Below are 22,014 nucleotides of genomic sequence, written 5' to 3' on the forward strand. Positions count from 1 at the left end.
TGCTCCTACGTTTATCAAATATGTATGAATACTACTTCCTCCAGGTCGTCACCCGCCTGCCGCCAAACCTGGCTGTCCGGAACATCGGTTGTATTGTTTTTTCGGAACTTCAGCTCAAGGCGATAAGTATTTGTTTTCAGCTCTTCAGCAACCGACGGGAATAGGAAAAATCCTGTGCCATCTCTTTTCCGGATGATCCTGGCGGCAAAAGCAGCATATTGATCCTGTTGTAAGAATTGCTGATCATGAATACTGTTTCCATTCCTGTCAATGATACGCAGCTGCTGACGGGTGTTCCGGAAATGTATATCGCCTGTTTCACCAAAACGGGCCATGTACCGGCGCCTGATCGTTGGCTCTTCCTGTGCCATATCAGCTGCATTGCCTGCGTGTATCCTGAAATGCGTACCATCAGCTACCCTTTCTTCTTTATCGAACCGGTACAACGTGTGCCATGCAGCTGCCTGTACCGTTACTTCATGGAAATAAGTATTCCTGTTGCCCCAACAATACAGACCAATCTTACCTCCACGCTGTACGCCACCATCTGCATAGGTGAATAGCCTGATGCCATTCAGGTAACCGACGATCATTCCTGCAGCATGATCGATCGTGATCGTATTGGTAAAGCTTTCATCATAACCGACTGCCAGATCTTCCCAAAGTACCAGGTATTCCATACCCTTTCGCTGCACCAGCCTCCTGTATTTACGCTGGCGATCCATGGAAAAACGATAGTAGTGGGTTGCATCAATATAACCGAATATGACTCCTGCGGCATCGTCATCATCAGCATCGAATACTACATTGATCCTGATATCCTGTATAAATATCTTATCGTGCAGCGCGTAGGTTCCTGCCTTGGAGGGAATCAGCCGGTCTGAATCTTCACTTCTTATATCGGATTGCTGAACCAGTTTATTTAATTCGAAACTCCAGGCAGAAGGGGCACCGACCTTTCCTTCGTCGATGATACTCCAGTCGACCTTCGACTCGATAGCAAACTGCTCATGCAATAAATAATTATCCTGAATAAGCTCCGCGCTATATACCCGCACGTTTGAATACAAAGAACCGGCGTTTGCCCAGCAAAACAATCCTGCTTTACCGGAAACTATTGTATTGTCTTTGACGGCCAGTGTCAACATATCGTTTGTATGCACATAAATCCTATCCTGCATCGCTGCTATTGCAATATGGTAGAATTCGTTTTGTGTGTATACAAAGGTATCCTGCCAAAGAATGGCCGAAACGGCTCCATGCACAAGGGTCAGCCGCCTGTATTTCGCCTGCCTGTTCATGGTGAACCGGTAATAGTTGTTATTGTCCTGGTACCGGAACACAAGTCCAATCTCGTCGTTGTCTGAAGAGCTGATGCTGGCACGCAGTATGATGTTATCCCATGAAGCCTTCCCCGTAATCAGCATAGTACCTTTTTTATCGATGCTGCCGATAGCTTCGCCATTATTGATATTGGACGTCTGCCTGACCATTCCATTCTCCGTTTGCCAGTGAGAAGGTGATGATGTCCCCACATCTTTTACCTGCCATGCACTTATATCATCATCCGGGAAACTATCCCTGAAAAGCGTATAGGCTTCCATGGCTGGCATCTTTACCTGCAACCGGCTGTATACGGCGCCATTACTCCATGAATTGTAAAGCGCGATCCCACCGGTTGAGAAATCATTATCTGTTGCTTCCAGTATCAATTCATCGTCCATTACAACGCTTAACTGATCCCGGATAGCTTCTATTTTAATGTCTGTGAAATGGCCCGCTTCGAAAGGGCTGGCATTCGTATCAAGGGCTACGGCCACACCATTCTTCACCTTGGTAATTCTACGGTAGCTTCTTTGGCTATCCATTGAAAAGCGATAATAGTTATGCTCATCCTGGTACCTGAACATGATACCGATGGCCCCTTCTCTCTCCACCTTCAGGCGTGCTGTAACAGCATAGCTTTGCCAGTTTTGAGGAGGGAGGGTCAGATAAGTTCCCAGTGCAGCAGGAAATGCAGTACTATGTATCGGTGCATCCTGTCGCAACTCACCATTCATGGCGCTCCAGGCAGAAGGTCCGCCCACAGTTCCTTCATCCTTAATTTTCCATTGACCAACCGAATAGCTATTGCCGGTCACGACCACTCTTTCAAAAACGGCGTTCACATTAGAATATGCATACAATGCAAAGCCCCCTTTTTTAATATCACTATCTGTTATATCCAGCAATAGCTGCTCTTCGAAATAGATGGTGATCCGCTCTCCTATTGTTTTAATGGCAATATTGTAAGATTGGCCGATGGCATAACTGAAACTATCCTGCCACAACAAGGTGTAGTCATCCTCCTTCTTTTTGATCAGCCTTCTTTTGCCTGTTGCCCTGTTCATCGAGAACCTGTAGTAGTTATGATCCGGATCCACGGAAGCCGGATCGCCGGCATCGACCTTAAACATGATACCAACCTCATCATCATCCTGCGAATGCATACGCACATATATAGCAGCGTCTTCCCATGTGTCGGATGTGAGCATGGCAAAAGTGCCCAATGCCTGCAAAGTATTTCCTGTGCGCCGGATATTAGAGCGCTGGATAATGGCGCCATTTTCAATGACCCATTCAGAAGGTCCTTCAATGGCTCCTTCAGCATCTGCAATGGAAACAAAGTCTACTGCAGTGGCCGAGTCGTACAACACAGGGGAAACAGCCAGGGAATCGACTCGTATCTTTTCAAAAACAGCGCCGGTATTGCGCCAGGAATACAGGCCTGTTTTACCGCGGCTGAATTGTGTATCGCTAATCATGAACAGGAGCTGTTCGTTCAAATAACCAGTCAGCTGTCCATTGAATTGCTGAATAACCAACTTATACGCTGTGTTCACAGTATAAATCTGCTGATCTTCCCATAATATAGTAGCAACGTTGCCGACCATCTTTATCAGCCTGCGGAATTGTCTTTCATTATCCATCGAGAAACGGTAGTAGTTATTTTCGTCCCGGAAGCAAAATACCACACCGATCGCGTCATTGTCGGTCGATCTGAGCTGTACCGTCAACTGTATATTTTCCCAATCAGCATCTCCTGTAATGGCCATGGTGCCCGGGGCTTCCAATGGAGTGACCACTGTGCCGCCGTAGATATTGCGTTTTTGCACAATGGTGTTTCCCGTTACTTCCCATAACGACGGCCTACTGTTATTGCCCTGATCAATGATGGTGTATTTATCCAGCGCGTTGGGACCGAATTGCTCATAGAATAATACGCCGGCTTTGTAATTAAAATCATCTTCAAAGAGTACGATATCTGGCAATACCCCCAGTGCTCCATCAAAAGCCGGAGTTTGCAATGCACAATAACTGATATCCTGCTTCTCTCTTAATAATACGTCTATGTATTCATCATTGGGTTGCGTTGTTGAAAATTGAACACCAGTCAGCTTCAACCATCCCGGTATACCTGTATTATCTATTTTGGAAGTGGCTTTCTGCAGACTGATCTCCATTCGCTCCCACAACAGTGGCTCAGGATTTCGAATGAGCCATCCTTTTGCTTCATCTCCCTGCAAAAGATGAGACACCTGCCATTCAGCTGGGTTTTGACCGGCAGCAGGGCCCAGTATTTCATTGGATAAAGTATCATACAACCGGTACTCATCTTCTGTTGGATCGTTCAATAAGTCGCTTGCCGATGTGCTGTAGCCAGCCAGGTCGACGGCAGCCTCCACCGGCTGCCCCCATAGCTCATTGTTATAGCTATGCACCTGGTGATAGAAATTGGCAAACAGACCGGATACAAAATCGAATTTATATACCACGGGCGCCACCTGCCTGTAATCATCGATCCTTACTTCCTTGAACTGTGCATTCGTATTTGCCCAACAGTACAAGCCAACAGACCCTTTTTCGATCGCGTCGTCTGTTAGGCCGATTATCCTGGTTCCATCCTGGTAGATCTTTATGCTTGCTCCGATCGCTTCTATCGTGATCAGGTAATCTATATCTTTTTCGTACACGAATTTGTCTTCATAAAGAATGGTATGTACACCACCCACTATTCTTACCAGGCGACGATACCCCCGTTCCTGACCCATTGAAAAACGGTAACAGGCTTTGACCGGAGTTATCGTGTACCGGAACACGATACCAATAGCATCATTATCGGAAGAACGAAGGACAACGGATAGCCGGTAATCAGTCCAGTTGGACGGCTGATCCGGAGCAGCTAATTCCGACCTGTTCTTTATAAAATAAACGGTACCCGGTTTTACAGGATCATTGCCGTTATCCGATCCGCCATGTACATTGGAACGCTGTACCAGGACGCCCACTTCCTGTGCCCCGACATCTTCATAAGTCTCCCACGACCAGTTAGCGGGACCGCTGATCGTTCCTTCCGTATCGACCTGCCAGTAATTCCTGTTTTTTAAAAAGCTCTCCTGGAACAATAACGGTAACAACCTTGCCTGGTATACAGTATCGGGGTTCAGCACTTGCCCTTTTGATGCAGTGGTAAGCGTGTTGTCCTTAGGAATAATACTTTCATCCAATGCTGCGCAACTTCCTTCGTTCAATTGGTTGATGTATCGAATTTCGCCTTCCTGTAATGTCAATTCTTCTGTTCTTCCCCACTCATTATTAAGCACGATCAGTTTTCCGGACTCATCTCTTACCGGCTGGTTGTTGTTATCAAATAGATAAAGACCCAGGTCTCTCCCTGCTATTTTGTACATCAGGTCCACATAATCTTCATTGAACTCAACACCGATGTCATAAGCACGGTAAACAGGTTTGGTAAGAACCGGCTTTTCTCCCTGCGCCGCCACCGTGGCCGGAATGGTTTGCCGCACATACAGCTCTAATGTTTGCAATGCTGCTGCCTGGTTGTTGCCCGAATTGCCGGACGAGGTATCGGCCGGGGGCGATAATTGCACAAGGCCCGGAGGCCCTTCAGTCCTGAAATAAATGAAGTGCTCGAAATCTTTGGTCTTTTCAAAATCGGAATCGCCTTCGTATTCTGTATCCACTGCCACACTTTCATAGCTGCTCTTTACTTTCATGCGATAAATGCTGTAAGGCTCCAGTACTTTTCCCTCCTGGCTCCAGCGTGCCATTTCCACCTGCAAGTGCTCAAGTATTTCTTCGTACCGCTGTGTATCTTCAACAGAGGGCGCTTCCCATACACAGATCTGCGCGAGACAGAACCGGCTCTTCGGCTTTATCAAAACGATCTTTATGGCATTGCCGTCATTTTCTATGGTAATACGGGGATTGGCCACCCCACCATCGCCTACAACGGTGGCGCCGGGAAGTACAAATGAAGAACCGCCCTCATTGACGCCATAGGCCACTACTTCCACGCCATGTTCTGAACGAAGGGCTAATTGCACTGTTGCTACTGCCACAGGCAAGGTGATCCAAACATAGTTGCTGTCTGTCTTGACAGTCTCTGAATTATTCTTAACGGGAAAACAAAGTGCCCTGTGCAGGTTTGCAATCGGCTCCTCCAGCTCTGTGACCGCCTGAAATGTAGGTGAGTACCAATGTATTTTCAGCCCTTCATTATCCGGATGGGTGAAATTCATGGGCATGATCTCATCCAATGCCACTTTTTCAAAGTTATAGCAGGTTTTCACCGGCTGAGGGCGTGGCGGACAGGGATAATTCTCATAGATATCTTCAAACCATTCATCCCATGACCTGTCGATCTGGCGGCTATAATCATAAGGTGTTTTCGACCACAACCAGAGTTTGGTATTGTTCAATGACCCAGCATCGGGGTCAGGATTGGCGCCGGGCATCGGCGCCCATGAGCCGAATATATCATCCACACCAGCAATCCCTTTAGCGGCTACATCAACGAATGCAGATCCTGTAAGTTTCTGTAAAATGGTATTGTCTATTTTATACTTCACTTTTACAGGTCCTTCATTTTTGTCGGGGTCACCTATCATTTCAAACGCAGGAATAGGATCGTTCACATTAACGCCGATCAGATTGCTGTCGTGCACCGATCTGCTGAATGTAATATGGGGCCTTGCATCGAGCGGCACCACCGGTACGCTGGCCAAAGAAGGCACCCAGTTGACCAGATGTCCATCCGGTGCTCCATTGGGTATACTTCTACCTGGATACAACTGTGGCACCCAGCTTGAGCTTACTTTAAAATGCTCAAGGGCGATCTCTTTAAGCGGTTCGGGTATAGCAGGCGGTTCTTTTTCGGGTCCCCATTCCAAGGTAATGTCAACATCGAAGTCGGGTAAAGGCCATGGCAAACCGATGCCTACTGAAAATTCTCCTTTGATCCAGAAGGGATCGAACACCTGTGCAGCAAGGCGTGCATCTATGTTCAAGCCGAGACCAAATCCATAAACGGCCAGCTCTGCCTTGCCATGCGCCCACACATCGCCATAGAAGAATGCGGGTTGAAAGCTGAGTTTTGCATTCCCTTCCAGCCATGATTCGAAAATTACTTTCAATGGACCAAACTTCCAGTTCTTATTGTAGCCTACCCACGCGCCCATCGCCAGTTCATGTGCGTTCAGCATCACATAGGCATTGGCTTCAAACAGCTTAAAGATATTGGCCCTGATGCGGCTTTCGCGTGGTTCATTTTTACCAATGTACAAGTGCCAGGCCATGGGGTCGGCGAAGCTAAAGAAAGCTTCGGTGCCGCCATGTATATCTATCAGTTCTCCTCCTTCGGCAAACTTGTATTGAGCATCCAACCCAAACAGGAAGTTACCTTCTCTTGCATCCAGCACAGCCAATGCCCGGAAGACCGGCTCTTCATCCAGCTTTGATCGTTCTTTCAAAATATTGGCTTTCCCTTCCAGCATCAGTATGGGCCCGGGCAGTATCAACACCAGTAAGAACTTACCGGAGAAATTAAATCCGTTATCGGGCAATGTACCGATCGTTACGCCTGCGCCAAGGGCAAGGCTATCCTGTACATTCACCCATTTGTTTTTGAGATCGGTAACGCCGATCTCCGGCCGCTTGTACCACCCTTCACCATCTCCTACACCGTACCAGGGTTCATCGGGTAGTTTGTTCGGCTCCATTTGTATGGCGAAAAGTCCGGCCATACCGTATATACCAAGTCCGGTATTGAATATCGGAATACCAGCGGGCAGCTCCACGCCGAGATAGATAGCAAAGAAGTTGTACGATTCACCATCTTTGATGGCTGTACCGATAACAAGTACTGCATCTACCTGGAAGTTCAATGCCGTGAGCTCAAGTTGTATGGCGCCATCGAAGCGGCGAACGGTTTCTGTTTCCGATGTTACCGGATTTTCCTGTTTAAATTCTTTGTATGATACTTCTCCTTTAAAGCGTACAGCACCTTCTACTTCCAACTCCACTCCTACACCATTGAATGAGATAGCAGGATCACCATTTCCCCAGGTAATTTTAAGGCCTTCGACAGAAGCACCGGCCGGCAAGCCATCGACGAGCTTGAGCCCACCGGAGAAGCCAACCCACTTGCTGCCATCTTCGTTTTGGCCAAAGCCGATCTGCGTGATCTCAAACTGGAAGCCATAGAAATCGAGTGCATATTGATCGGGCAGGTCGAGCCATCCACCTTCGAGCTTCACATGGCCTTCTGAATCGATTGAAAGTTCTTTTATATCGAATGTAGGCCAGTCGAGCCCGGCAATCAATGGTGTCAGCTTTCCGGCTATCATGGTGGTGAACACGCCGTCTTCTACTTCGAAGCGAATAGTGGAGATTTCGAGTTTAAGTACGTCGGAGATTTCGAGATCAACGAGGCCAGTTTCGGAGGAGAGGCCAACGATGAAGCCGCCACCAGCGTCTATGCCAATTGTTACATCAAGTGGCTTATCGAAGAAAGGCAACAGCATTTGCCCCTTAATTGCCGCTGCTGTTGGGATATTCTGAACAAGGCTAAGCGAGATACTTTCTATACCACCTTCCATGCCAAAGAGCGATCCGGAAAGTGGACCAGAAAATGGCGGCGTAACGCCTTCCGCATAGCTCAACGGAAAGTTTGCAGCGATTGAACCATAGCATCCACCTGCGCCGATCCCAAAATCAGTTATATCGATATATCCCTGGAACAACATCGGCAAATAAAGTTTTCCTTCACCGATATACAACCCCTTCCATCCAACATCAGTGCCTGCAGGCCGGGCAGCATTTCCAGAAAAGTTGAATATGAGATTAGTAACTTCGATAAGTATTCCTGTATCACCAATCATGCATAAAGGAAGGTTCACTCCCGTACTTTCGCCAGCAGGCACATCTAAATCGAAGGACCATGCGTCATTTATATAGGATAGTCGTAGATCGAACAGCAATGGTACAGCTATAACACCCTCCTGTTTTTCTACTTTTATCGCTCCATTCTCTTCAACAACAGTTACAGGAGAAAGAATACTATTACTGAAGCTCAAACTCAAAACAGAAGTCCTGATCCAAACTTCAATATCAGGCGGTGCGTCGTCGTGAAATGCACCTCCAATGGAAATATCAACGATTCCGGTATCATCTCCATCTCCTACCCCTAATACCAATGAAATTCCATCCAAAAAAGGTAGACCAATGCGTGTCTCAGCCAACACTTTTGCCCTAAAAAAAACACTAAAGCCGTTTTCTGAGCCCCTGTCTTCATATGCAATACAGGCAATGTTATCGAGAAAATTTCCATCTTCTGACTGAAAGAGATCGCTTGGCCAAACTCCCTCTGGTAAAGCAAGAGATAAAGGGGTATATATTTCCATTATTTGTTTGTTTTAAAAGTGCCAGAGTCTCACCGTTGGCATATCTACGATTTGATATGATAAATTGAAAAGGCTGACAGCAGCATTGTAGTATTTGGGAAATTCGCTTGGATATCCAGGCCCATAAAATTGTAATGCAAAAAGTTTATTCCATTTTGTATCTGTATTATTACCAGCAGTAGCAGCAGTAACAGAGTTAGCTCCGTCATTATAGCCACTTGCGAGCGTAGGCACATCGAAATCCGTAATGAGATTATTGTTGCCCTCAACAGTATTATATCTTCTTTTGATATGGGCTGCACCGGCAATAATACTATGAAAAGCTCTTTTTATTTTTGTAAGATCCTGGTTGACATTTGCCGCAACAGAAGTATTAGCTCCTGCACTATCGACAGACACACCAAACCAGTCTTTAAATAAATGTAACCCATTAGCAGGGGGAACATCAGCACCTATCGTAACTCCTCCAACGGTAATTAAGAAGGTAGAGATAAAGTTTGCCCCATACATTTCAGAAACCCATCTCAAATCGCCCAAGGCAGTACCAATCGTTGTTTGCATCATACCAGGCGAAACAACCACATCAGCAGTAAAAGTATTACATAAGGTAGCGAGCTGTAGCCATGTAAGGGTAGACCAGGCAGAACCGATTTGCGCTGAATCATTCCATGGTATTGGTATATTAGCATTGCGCTTATTAGTAGCAACTGTGGCACTACCCGCCAACTCTTCATATTGTGTTACCAATGCCACATTGGCGGAATTGGTTCCACCAATTTGCGCAGGTGTTTTCCTTAGTTTTTCCATTGCAATAACATCCATTTCATCAGAACTACCTAATGTGGTATCAAACCAAGGTCCAGTTTCTTTACAGGCAATACTTACAAGAAATTCACAGGGAATTTCAAAAGAAAGAGCCACTGCATTAAAAGCACTCGAATAACGGTTCCAATAATTGTCTACCCTTGTTTGATCAGCCGGAGCCTGTGTATGATCATGATCGAATGAAGCACCATTTGGAAGAAGATTATTTTTTCCAGTCTTAACCTTTGTTATAAATTTTCCGAAATTGTCTACTACAATATCTGACGAAAGAGGCCCCACGTTTCGCCATTGAATGGGAGCAACACCATTTATAGGATCAGATCCATTTCTCGATTCATGCCACTCGCCGAGCGACCCCAATTCGATTCCCTTAAAAGCCATCACGTTACCCGCGCTATCCAATACTGCAGCAGTTTGCAAAAGCGGAGGCGATGGAACTACGGAGTTAAGATCAACTGCAAGATGGGCCATAGCTGGAGGCAACGATGCCGCACTTAACAGAGTCATTAACGGATGAGTACGCGTCGGCGTTACAGGCGCAGGAAGGAAAAGGGTTTTTACTGTTACATTCGCCGAATTCCTATTATGTAATACTAAGTATAAATAATAAGAAGGATTAATAGGCCTTCCGTTTAATAAAACCGGTGTTATATTGGCTGGTGGTGGATTTTGAGCGCCACTCGAATCCCTGAATTTTATAATAACTTGTTCATCAGCGCTACAATTACCTATCAGATCACCTGCCTTTACGAATAACTCCTGCGTCCCTGCCATAAAATTTGCAAGTACAGCAGTCACATTGGTTGCGACAGATAAATAATTACTCAAACTTTTAATAGTAGTTCCATCTTTTACCTTTGAAATCGAACGCATGGGGTGAGAGGAGTCGTTAAGTAAAAGCTCTATTTTATCTTGCACATTAGCTCCCGGAGGTGCATTGAATTGGTAAACAACACTCCTTAATTGTGGGCCAAAAGGTTTTAAGCTTTGAAATAATTTTTTCGAATTGTATTGATTTACTGCTGCAGCTGAAAGGTCTCTGGGTAATCGTAAAAAAAGAGAGTTGTTTTGAAAAGAAAGATACCCATCTGTAAAAGCGAAAAGATTAAACAAATCAGGCGTTGCCGTAAATGAAGGATTACGCGTTATAAATAACCCATCCATTCCATTCTCATTGAACTTATCCAGCAACTGTAAAATACATGATCCGGAGGAATAAAAATTAGAGTAATCTCCGGCAGTTATATGCGCTATAGGCATTGCAACATTTAGACGAGGCATAAAAATGTATATTTATGGGATATTTAAATTTCTCTCTTCACTATAACTGCTCTTTCCATTTTTCTTCTTTGCCATTATTCTATATCTATAATTCAACAATGGATCCAATTGCTTGTCAATATAAACCGATGACGATCCATCTTTTTCAGAAACATTGAGCCATATAATATCATTAGTAGACTTTCTCTGGACTAAGTACTTAAACTCAGGCTGCAGGTCGTTCAATAAGAGTTCGATTGCTGTTGAAGCAGGGCTCACACCTGAATCTAAATCATAAACATCACCACTATCACTTACCAATACCCATCTAAGGGAATCGATCACTGGTTGCAGTGGCGCACTCGTATCGAAAGCGCAAGAAGTATATACCGGGGATAACAAAGATTCTATCAGTATCTCGCGGCTATTTAACTCAATCGATTTGACAGCTATTAGTATATAGAAGTAAACAACCCCAACAACAACCTGTTCGTCATCCCAACTGCTTCCATCATCTGCAACTAACACCTCAGCTATAGGATCGCCCATTAATCTTATATCACGAGTATTCTTTTTATCGTCTGTCCGGTAAACTAAAACATGACTTATCCCCGGATCAGTTTTCCAACTTAAGCTGATCCTTCTTTCACCAGCTATTATGCCTGTAACCCGAGGAACTGCCGGCGACTGTACATCCGGCAGATACACCGGCAAGGAAGGAAAACCCATATCGCTTATGTTCTGTGCACCATCCACATAGGCTGCCCGATAGAAATAGCGGTTCTTCGCTTTGCCCGGTAGCTTGTCGATGAACTTTCTCAGCGAAGGGTCGATCACAAATCCATCCGGGTTATCAGGACCTAACCCATTTGCATTCACCGCGTCGATAGGGTCCAGTGGCCGGATCGTCAGTTGCTGAAATGCCTTTTTATTATGTGTCAATCCTGCCAGTATGCGCAAGGCATCATTGGATAATCGCCGGTAGGCATCGAGTGCTGCATTCCTGTTTGAATTTCGGCATATAGCATTTAGCTCATTCAATTCTTCAGCGACTGCCTGCCGCTTCACAGGTATCCAGGCAGGCTCATCGGCCACAGCAGGGAACAATGCGTTGTTGGCCGGGTCGACAATAAGATCAGGAGCCGCTGCATTTTTAGGCCTTTTGGCATAGTCGGTTGTAAACAATGATTCATCCAATGCCCGGTAGATATGAGTGAATAAAAAGTTCTGCGGGGTCCACCGGTAGGTGTAATAAGAATTACCGTAATAATCGGCCGGTGAAGCGTATATTTTGTCTGAATCAGGCGGTACAGGCGGTGGAGGCGCAGGCTTTTGGCGCAGCACCCGGAATATTTTTGCAGGCGCTCCCACCGTTCCCTCAATAACTTTTGTGCCTTTATCCTCTACCGTACTGATACTTACATTGGCATATACCTTCGGATACTTCCGGGTGGGTACAAAATTTTCAGGAGGAGCAGACATAGGGTTAATGCCAGCAACTCCACCTTTTAAAACCGTATTATTGAGCGATGGAAGGAATATTTCATATTGACGCACATACAACCCAATGCTCCAGGTAGCTGCACTACCCAAAGAAGGGTTACCATTCAACGTCAGCTCCCTCGTTGATGTATTGATCTTATCGATGCGGAAGATCTGTTTGACTCCAGCCCTCTCCAACATAATATGCTCAAATCCTTTCCTGATATTATCGAGGTTGAATCCTGCGGGCAGCTTTATGATGTTCAGGTTCACCAGGGCACCGTTACTGCTCAAAAGATTCCCATTCGCATCATTCATCGGCATCACCAGTTCGGTAAAGTTTTCATTATACAGGTTGCTTACAAGATGATCATCACTCCAGGTATCAGGGTCGGTATACCCGGAAGGCAGTTTATATGCTTTGTGATAATGAATATTGAAGCTGGTTGTGCCCGGCGCCTGACGGATATGATACATTGTCCATTGCCAGCGGATGCGCAACCCGATCAGCGACTCTTTTTGTTCATCGCTCAATGCCTGGTACCAGGGCATAGCCTGCATGGCCGTGAACCAGCCTGTATAAGCTGCATCACGCACCAGGAAATTATCGAGGGGATCGAGGGCATATGCTTCGATAGCCGTTGGTGGCGGCGGCAAAGCTGTATCGATCAGCTCGACGGCTATAGGGTAAATTTCCCTGTCGGCCGGGGGATCCACATAATAATAAGGTTTGGGAGAAGGACGCGGCGCCCATTGATGCCAGGCAGCCACTTTGCTCAGTTTGCTGTACCTGCCAAACAGATCGCGCCCACATACTTTATAGCTATACCATCCATCGGGCACCCGGTTATCGAAAGCGATCATGCGGAAAGGCGGGTACTGCGAAGAGGTCTCGCTGTTTTGTACTACTTCTTCGGTTGGCTTGACAATGATGAATGGATTGGGAGTAATACGCTTGTATTTATCTTCGGGAGGCTCGGCCACCGGTTTCTCTTTTCCATGATCCGATCTCCACATATCATATACGATTGCTTTATCGGGCGCCAGCATTCCGTCTTCATTCTCTTCCGTTTTCCAGGTAAATCCTGCACTGTTCCGGGCCTTGGCATTATCGATGAGGCCAGTTTCTTCATCGCGGGCAACCATGCCGGGTAAGGCATAGGCTTTCACGCCAACAGGTTCATCCAGCGCTTCCACCTGTTTTAATTTTCGATTAAAGCAGATCCACCCGTCCACATCGCCGTTGATGATTTCTTCCAACAACAATTTGAAGAAATCATCCTGATTACTGATCTTTTCATCTTTCACAAACTTGCCCACCTTGCCTGTGTTGTCTGCCACTATTAAATAATCATACGCCGTGTCTTTTTCTGCCGAAGTATCTACATAGTAAAGCCCAGCCATTTGCGCCACTGCGGGATCCAATGTGCCCAGCAATACCATATCCAACAATCTTTGCTGTGGCATGCGGAGCGAGCTATCGTCGGCTTCAACAGGGGCAGAGAATTTCTGATACATTGGTAACCCTGCCGGGCCTCCTTCCACTAATTTGTTCAGCAGTTCATAAAATTGCCTGAAGTAAGAGGATGTTTCACCGGGCGCCACCGTCAACCATTTTGCGGGATCACCGTAAGTGATCCTGCTCAATGCAAGGGTTTGCGCATTGCTGAAATTAGATGGTTTGGACGGACAGGGATAGTCGTCATCAGCTACAGGCAAGCAGCATGCATAGCGAAACCCGTCTATTATATGCCAGCCTTTGGTGGCATTTTCCGAGAGATCATGGTAACAAATGTCAATGATTGAAGCGCGTGAACCGGGAAATTCGAGGGCAGTTATACAATCCTCGGCAAAATGATAGGTTTTGATATCGCCTTTATTACCACTTACTGGTATACTATGGATGGTATTGTTCCATAGCTTTACTTTTACGTCGAAGGATGTTCCATCCTTTTTGAACCCAATGATGAAGCTTATATCATTGGCTTTGTTCACCAGAAAATAATGCAGGAACCTGCGATTGTCCAAATCAACTTCCGGCATTATAATGCCTGCCGCTCCGGCAGGATAAGTAAACTGCTTGCTTAGTTGCAGGTTTTCATTGCTTACAAAAAAACCGTATTGGCATGTGAGGTATTCACGTGTAAGTGCGCCAGCTGCATGGGTGGCAAAAGGTTGGTTGACGCCATTTACTTTTATCCATCCCCTACTGAGGCAAGAAGTGTTTTGATGGCCGATGTGTTTGCGCCTGAACAAATAATAACCATACCAGGGAAAGGAAAGCGCCTGAGCTGAGTTCCAACGCAGGTGAATACCATCTTTTAAGACGGGATATTCGGGCCGTAGCGGTTGATGGTTCAGTACCTCAAGCGTTATCATGCTTAGGTTAGAAGTCTGAATTGGCATTAGCTCTATTTTGTCAATTTCGTAAATAGATAGATTGAACAGGCACAAGGCGTACCTATACACGATTGTTCATGGCAGCAAGCCCAACCAGGAAAGATGGGTCAACAAAAGAGTGCGGAATAGCAGGTTTTTACTATTGGATCAGGTAAAGAGCGGAAAAAATGAGGTGATACTTTTATTGATTGGTAAATTAATCAGTCTTATTCAAAAAAAGAATACCACAAAAGTTGTATTTGCAGTTTGACAACATTTACCTATGCGACACTCCTATAACAAAAAAGGGGAGGGATGAATACTCATCCCTCCGTTTACGATTAGAATACTATTGCTATATGAATAGCTCGTTTATAATGTTTTCTTTATTTTATTTGCATTATATCAATAACGGCTTCCGACATTGTTAGTCCGGCCGCTATAGCAGTGACTTTTATTTGACCAGCTGCACCTGCTTTGGCACGAATAATGACCAGGGCCATTCCATTAAATGCTTTTCTTTCTTTGGATGGAAAAGCTTCCAGATCAGCCGGATCGCCATTGTCGGTAGCAACAATTTCTCCGGGACCTGCTATTTCAAAGCGTATCCGGTTGTCAGCCTCCGGAGCTAATAAACCTTCTTTATCCAATACACGCACCGTAACAAATGAAAGATCTTCCCCATCCGCATACACCCAATTACGCTCAGCAGTAAGCTCAAGCTTGGCTACGCTTCCCGTTGTTTTGACACTATCGGCAGCCCATAGGGCTCCTTTTTTATAGGTTATCACTTTCAGTGCACCCGGCTGATAGACGACGCTATCCCAGCGAAGACGATACTCATAGGCTCCTTTTTTCTTTCTTCCCAAAGAGACGCCGTTCAAGAATAGCTCTGCTTCATCGCCTGAGGTAAAAACATGTACCGGCGTAATTTGTCCCAGTCGTTCGGGCCATGTCCAATGAGGAAGAATATGCGCCATTTTGAGTTCAGGGCGCCATCGTGCCTGGTATAAATAAAAGCGGTCCTTTTTAAAGCCGGCTAAATCTATAATGCCCGAATAAGAACTGCGTGCTGAATAGTAGGGTGTAGGCTCTCCGAGATAATCAAAGCCTGACCAAACGAATTCTCCGGCTACAAAAGGATGTTTGTCCTGAGAGGCGAACACCTTATCGGGAGAAGCGCCAAACTGAGCGGTGTAAAGCTCATAAGCACTTACTTCCTGGGTCTTTCCATTGCCTCCATTACCTTCATTTACCGGTGCGCTGATACCATCGGTTACAGGAAACAGGTAGCTGCCACGGGTACTTAAGGTGGAAGCTGTTTCACTACTTACGATCAGTTTTCCCGGAAACTTTTTCTGAAAGGCCGGATACAAAGGCGAAGTCCTGATACCCTGCAAGTGCAGATAAGCAGGTGCGTCGCGTATCCCCTCACCCTGGTAGTTCAGGCTCAGGATATCCATCGTTGCCGGAAAAGGCATGTCTGGCTTGGCGTAGTTCATGGAAGCGGTAGCCGGACGCGTACTATCCTCCTCCCGCACGATATCGTATAGCTTTTTAGATACGGCAGCTCCTTGCTCAGCAGTATACTGCTCTCCTACCTCGTTGCCAAAGCTCCAGGCTATAACGGATGGATGATTTCTATCTCTTTTCACAAATGACCTTGTATCGGCTTCATACCAATCGGAGAAGATCAAATGAAAGTCCAATGGGGTCTTCCCTCTTTCCCAGCAGTCGAATATTTCATCGATGACCAGTAAGCCCATCCGGTCTGTCAAATCCAATAATTCCGCAGCTGGCGGATTATGCGCCATCCGGATGGCGTTGCATCCCATTTCACGCAATAGGTGTAATTGCCGCTCTGCAGCTGCCACGTTAAAAGCAGCTCCCAGGGCGCCCAGATCATGGTGCTGGTTGACTCCCTGCATACGAATGGGTTCGCCATTTACCACAAATCCTTTAAGAGGATCAACCTGCAGGGAACGTATGCCAAAACGCGTTTCATATTCATCGATGACTTTACCATCAACTATGATCTTTGTAACGGCTACATGCAAATTGGGCTTCTGTGTTGGTGGTGGCCCCCAAAGCAACGGATCTTTGATCGTTGCTGCACCCTGGATGGTAAGTTTTTTACCTGCTTCAATGATCACTTCTGAATGAGGAATTGCTGCCAGTCTGGAACCTGTCTTTTCAAGCTTATCATTCAACGCATATATCTCTGTTATAGCGCTGATACGTTGAGCGCTATTCAATTTGTTTTCAATATCCACCTTCAAATCGACGGTTGCACTTGCAGCGGAAACATCTTTTGTGGTAATGAACGTACCATGCTGCGCCACGTGAATGCGGTTTACCTTCGTGAGCCAGACGTTGCGATAGATGCCAGCGCCGGGATACCAGCGTGATGAATTGAGCGGATTATCCAGTCTTATTGCCAGCTGGTTATCGCCACCGGGTTTTATATATGGCGTAAGATCGAGCCGGAATGAATTATAACCGTATGGCCAACCTCCCACCAATGTACCATTCAGCCAAACCATCGCATAGGACATAGCTCCATCGATATCGAGGTAAATCGATTTACCGGAGTCAGCCTTCGATATGGCTAATTTCCTGCGATACCAGGCTACACCTTGTATAGGCAATCGTCCCATACCACCTCCTACGATGGCATTGCCTTCTTTATAAAAAGGGCCTCCGATTGCCCAGTCATGGGGCAAACGAATATCTTTCCATCCTTTGTCATTAAAATCGTTCTGTACAAAAGGGAAGTTGCTACCGGGATTTCCATCCGGACGCTGGTGGTGTTTCGCTGCGTCCTTAATGAATTCATTAGCCACGGGCAAGATCCACTTTTTCAATCCCTTCTCTCCAGCGAATGCTTTTGAAGTATCGACAGCCCGCGTATCTGCTACTATGTTATCATTACGGTTCATCACCACCGGGCGTTCATCATAGATCAATTGATCGGGCAGGGAATCATACCTGAAAAACTTCCAGCCTTCATTGATGCTGATGCGTTCCCGCACCGATGAATGGCTATCTTTTCCGTTACCGGAATTATTCTTGCGTGGTCCGGCACAGTTCACCAGCATTAATGGCCCAATAATGACCAGACAGGTAGCAATGTAGCGAATGAAGTTAGGAGTACACATGGCAACAGTAGCATTTAGTTCTGAACAAGTGTAATTTATACAATTATTTCATGCCATGCTCTTTCGCAAGGAAATATCAGGCATCGCCGAAAAGGATCGCCAGCAGAAAAAAATGTTTTTTAATTCACTAATCAGACGCACTCTCGCGCCATACCAGCCTATATTGAATATGAGCCGGATTAATAAAGAAATAATCCTTAAGGGTGAAACGCCTTTATACTTGTCTTTGCTGCTCCAGCCACACTTCAATGAATAGGATTTTGTTTGCTTTTTTGTATCTTGTATTTATTATGATCTCCTACAAATCATACCTGATCTTATCACCTACCTGTACAACAGACTTCCTGCTGTCTGCAATCGGATTTCCGCGTGCCTGCTGCATTTGAGCTTTCTCGCCTTACTATTCTCTTACTATTGCCTTACTATTGGCTTACTATCGTCTTACTATTATCATGCTTTTGCTATAGAGCAGCTATGGGGTATGCAGGGAGTAGCTATTAGTCTGGCCGCTTTGAGCGGCCTGACCACAGATCTGATGGCTATTTATTGCGAGTCAATGGCATCAGAGCAGGCCAATCCCGGCCATACAGAGCCATATAAGCCTTTTCCCGCCATAGCGATTTGGAAATGGGGAGACAAGTAATGAGCTTTATATCGAATAAGACACACCACTTCGGATAATCTGTCCTCACATGGATCGTTTAGGATCATGGTTATTTGAAATTGGTTATACATGATTGTAAGTTTGAGTAAAATCCAATTTTATGGGAAAACAAATTCGAAATAAACCCGGTCCTACTTCAGAACAGGTGCTTAAGCATCAAAATTTCGATCTCACGCGGCGTAACGCCAGTGAGTTTGGCAGGGCCATCAGGGATGCTATGTTGCTGCGGCGTGCATTGGGCAGTATGGTGCGTGCCGTGAAGGATCCCAAACTGAACAGCCACATGAACAAGTGGCTTCATAAAGTAGCTAAGTCGGATGCAGTGAGTGAATATGGGTCACGACACGCAGATACAGGTAACCTTCAACTGATGGAAGGGTTCGACTATAATCATTTGCTAAGCCTGCATACAGCACTGCCGGTACAACTGGAGCATACAATGGATGTAACAACAAGTGCTGTGCAGTTAACCGCACCAAGCTGCATCGTACGACGCAAGAAGAACTCATTTCCGGAGGAGGCTACACATTTCAGGATCGTTTCCTGTGCTGGTGCTGTTGATTTTGACAAGCAGCGTTATGCTTCCAACATTGCTCAAAGCGGGCTACTGCCATTGAGTAAGAAAATGCCTCCGCTGCAACTGGAACATAGTCTTCAGGTGCAACCCGGGCAGGTGATGCTTCATTCGATCGGTATTGTGTTTTATAAAGTAGAAGATGGTGAGGCTACTTTACTTCGTGGCGGAGCGTTGAAGATTGTGCAGGTGGCGAGGAAGGAGAAAGTTGTAGTGCCCCCAGGCACAGGTACGCCCCCACACATAGCTATGCGGCATACCTGCGCCAGTGACACGAATAAGGAGATTGGAGTGGCGGTATTGATCCCAAGGTCGCACAAGCAAACGAGGTTGCGGGACTATGTTGGAAGACGGAAGAGGTTATGCACCTAATGGGCGGGGCTATAATTGTTTTGTTGTAAGCGTACATGGCTTGTATCAAAACCGCACATTCTCGTCCGGCTACGCATTCATAATTAGTTGATTTTCATAGCGGCCAGAAAATGGTATCGTTTATGCACTTTTGAAAAGGCAACCATTCATTCATCTATCAACCGATATAGCTATGCTGCGCAACTACCTGAAAACCGCCTGGCGGAACCTTCGCAAGAATAAAGTATACAGCTCCATCAATATCCTGGGCCTGGCAGCCGGCATGGCCGTTGCCCTGCTTATTGGCTTGTGGGTATACAATGAATATTCTTACGACCGGTTCTTACCTGGCTATCAGCAACTGTATCGCGTTCAACGCAATTTCAACAGCAATGGGGACACGCTTACTTTCCGCACTGTTTCGCCCCGGCTGGCCATTGCGCTGAAACAGGATATTCCCGAAGTAGAAAATGTAGCGATCAGCGATTGGTTCAGTCCACGCGGCCTGATGGTGGGTGAAAAAAAGCTATTCCTGCGTGGCGGCCAGGTCGGTGGCGACTTTCTCAAGATGTTTCAATACCCGCTGGTGAAAGGCAATGCGCAAACAGCTATGAGCGACCCCTACTCTATTGTGCTGACGGAAAACACTGCCAAAGCTTTGTTTGGCAATGAAGATCCGATGAACAAAATGGTGCGTTTCAATAATAAGCATGATCTGAAAGTGACCGGTCTGCTGAAGGATGTGCCTGCCAACTCTTCGTTGCAATTCAATTTCCTGGTGCCATTCAGCTATATCGAGGCAAACGACCCCGACCTTAAGGAAAATCAAAGCAGTTTTGACAATAACGGTTATCAAATATTTGTACAACTGAAGCCTGGCGTTGCGCTTTCCCAGATAGCCGGCAAGGTCAGGGTCATCGAGCACAGTGAAAAAGAGAGCAACAATGCCATGAACTCATATGTCACGTTGCAACCACTGGCGCGCTGGCACCTCTATTCCAATTATGTAAATGGAAAGGATACAGCAGGCTTCCTTGAATATGTAAAGACTTTTACCTTGATCGGCATACTCGTATTGCTGATCGCCTGTATCAACTTCATCAACCTTACGACAGCCCGTTCAGAAAAGAGGGCACGTGAAGTGGGTGTAAGGAAAGCAATCGGCTCACGCCGTAAACACCTGATCATTCAATTCCTGGCCGAATCGTTCCTGTTAACGTTGATCGCCTCTTTATTCTCTTTACTCTTTGTGCAGATAGCGCTGCCAGCGTTCAACACGCTTACCGGTGGTCATCTTTCATTGCCCATTGGCAGTGCAGGCTTCTGGGGCATATTGCTGGCAGGTATTGCCATTACCGCACTCATTGCCGGCAGCAGGCCCGCTTTTTATCTGTCGTCTTTCCAACCGGTGAAAGTGCTCAAGAGCAGCCTGGGTGTTGGCAAAAGCAACTCTCCTTTCCGGAAGGTGCTGGTAGTAGCGCAGTTCAGTTGTTCCATCGCGTTGATCGTAAGTACCGTCATTGTATACCAGCAGGTGCAGCATGCGAAGAGCCGTCCAAATGGTTTTGAGCTCGACCGCCTGGTGATGACCAACTCCAGCAGTGACCTGAACCGTAACTACGAAGCATTGAAAGTGGAACTTACCTCCAAAGGTCTTATTACCGGCATGACGAGCTCCAGCAGTCCTGCCACTGATGTATACTGGCATTCCAACCTGGGTCAATGGCCCGGCAAGCGAGCTGATGAAACGGTAGAGATGGGCATCGTGATGGTATCGGAAGACTATTTCAAAACGATGGGCATGCAAATAAAGGAAGGCCGCGACTTCATTGGTCTTGCCGACAGCAACCGTGTCATCTTCAATGAAGCGGCTGTTGACCGCCTGCGGCTGAAAGACCCGGTGAATCAAACTATCCGCTGGGGAGGCCGCGCACGGCAGGTGGCAGGTGTGGTAAAGGATGCGTTGATGATTTCTCCTTTTGGCGCTGCCGACCCTACCATGTTCGTGATCGATCCTGGTGTACAGGACCATCTCCTGTACCGGCTGGCTCCGAATGTAAACACAGCTGATGCTGTATCTCAGTTGACTGCCATCTTCAACAAATACAATCCTGCTTACCCCTACAAGTATGAGTTTACGGATGAGTCTTATGCTTTTAAATTCAAACTGGAAGTATTGATCGGTCAGCTTTCTGCGCTGTTTGCCGGACTGGCCATTTTGATCAGCTGTCTTGGATTATTTGGGCTAGCGGCTTACATGGCCGAGCAGCGGACGAAAGAGATCGGCATCCGTAAAGTATTGGGGGCTTCGATACCGCAACTGTGGTTGTTGTTATCCAAAGATTTTATCGTGCTGGTATTGTTGAGCTGTCTGATTGCCGCGCCTGTAACTTACTATTACCTGCACGATTGGCTACAGCAATATCAATACAGAATATCTATTCATCCGCTGGTGTTTGTTGCAGCAGGTATGGCGGCTATTGTGATCGCTATTCTCACCATCAGTTTCCAGGCCATTCGCGTGGCCAGAAACAACCCGGTGAAGAGCTTGCGGACGGAGTAAACTTTTCGCTATCT

At 46.3% G+C, this 22,014-nt stretch carries 7 protein-coding genes; 3 read left to right on the forward strand and 4 right to left on the reverse strand.

The window, feature by feature from the left end; translation table 11 throughout:
• Nucleotides 1-14: 14 nt before the first annotated feature.
• The 4 genes from AC5JBY_RS33275 to galB form a co-directional block, all read right to left on the reverse strand.
• Nucleotides 15-8,744 (reverse strand): 3-keto-alpha-glucoside-1,2-lyase-like domain-containing protein, encoded by an 8,730-nt coding sequence (locus AC5JBY_RS33275; protein ID WP_495909035.1) that lies wholly within the window; start codon nt 8,742-8,744, stop codon nt 15-17.
• 12 nt (nt 8,745-8,756) lie between these two features.
• Nucleotides 8,757-10,850, reverse strand: a complete 2,094-nt coding sequence (locus AC5JBY_RS33280; protein ID WP_495909036.1) for a hypothetical protein — start codon at nt 10,848-10,850, stop codon at nt 8,757-8,759.
• Between the two features lie 12 nt (nt 10,851-10,862).
• The gene (locus AC5JBY_RS33285) at nt 10,863-14,690 is read right to left on the reverse strand and encodes a fibronectin type III domain-containing protein (RefSeq protein ID WP_495909037.1); all 3,828 of its coding nucleotides are present in this window, start codon (nt 14,688-14,690) and stop codon (nt 10,863-10,865) included.
• 386 nt (nt 14,691-15,076) lie between these two features.
• On the reverse strand, nt 15,077-17,848 hold the full coding sequence (gene galB, locus AC5JBY_RS33290) for a beta-galactosidase GalB (RefSeq protein ID WP_495909038.1): 2,772 nt from the start codon (nt 17,846-17,848) through the stop codon (nt 15,077-15,079).
• A 382-nt stretch (nt 17,849-18,230) separates the two neighbouring features.
• Between galB and AC5JBY_RS33295 the strand changes: the two genes are divergently transcribed.
• From AC5JBY_RS33295 to AC5JBY_RS33305, 3 genes are all read left to right on the forward strand, one after another.
• Entirely contained in the window at nt 18,231-18,491 is a 261-nt protein-coding gene (locus AC5JBY_RS33295) for a hypothetical protein (RefSeq protein WP_495909039.1), read from the forward strand.
• Nucleotides 18,492-18,612: 121 nt separating this feature from the next.
• Entirely contained in the window at nt 18,613-19,458 is an 846-nt protein-coding gene (locus AC5JBY_RS33300) for a hypothetical protein (protein WP_495909040.1), read from the forward strand.
• A gap of 172 nt (nt 19,459-19,630) precedes the next feature.
• A complete protein-coding gene (locus AC5JBY_RS33305; RefSeq protein ID WP_495909041.1) occupies nt 19,631-22,000 on the forward strand; it encodes an ABC transporter permease in 2,370 nt (789 codons plus the stop codon).
• Nucleotides 22,001-22,014 lie beyond the last annotated feature (14 nt).

Source organism: Paraflavitalea sp. (genome assembly GCF_059502485.1).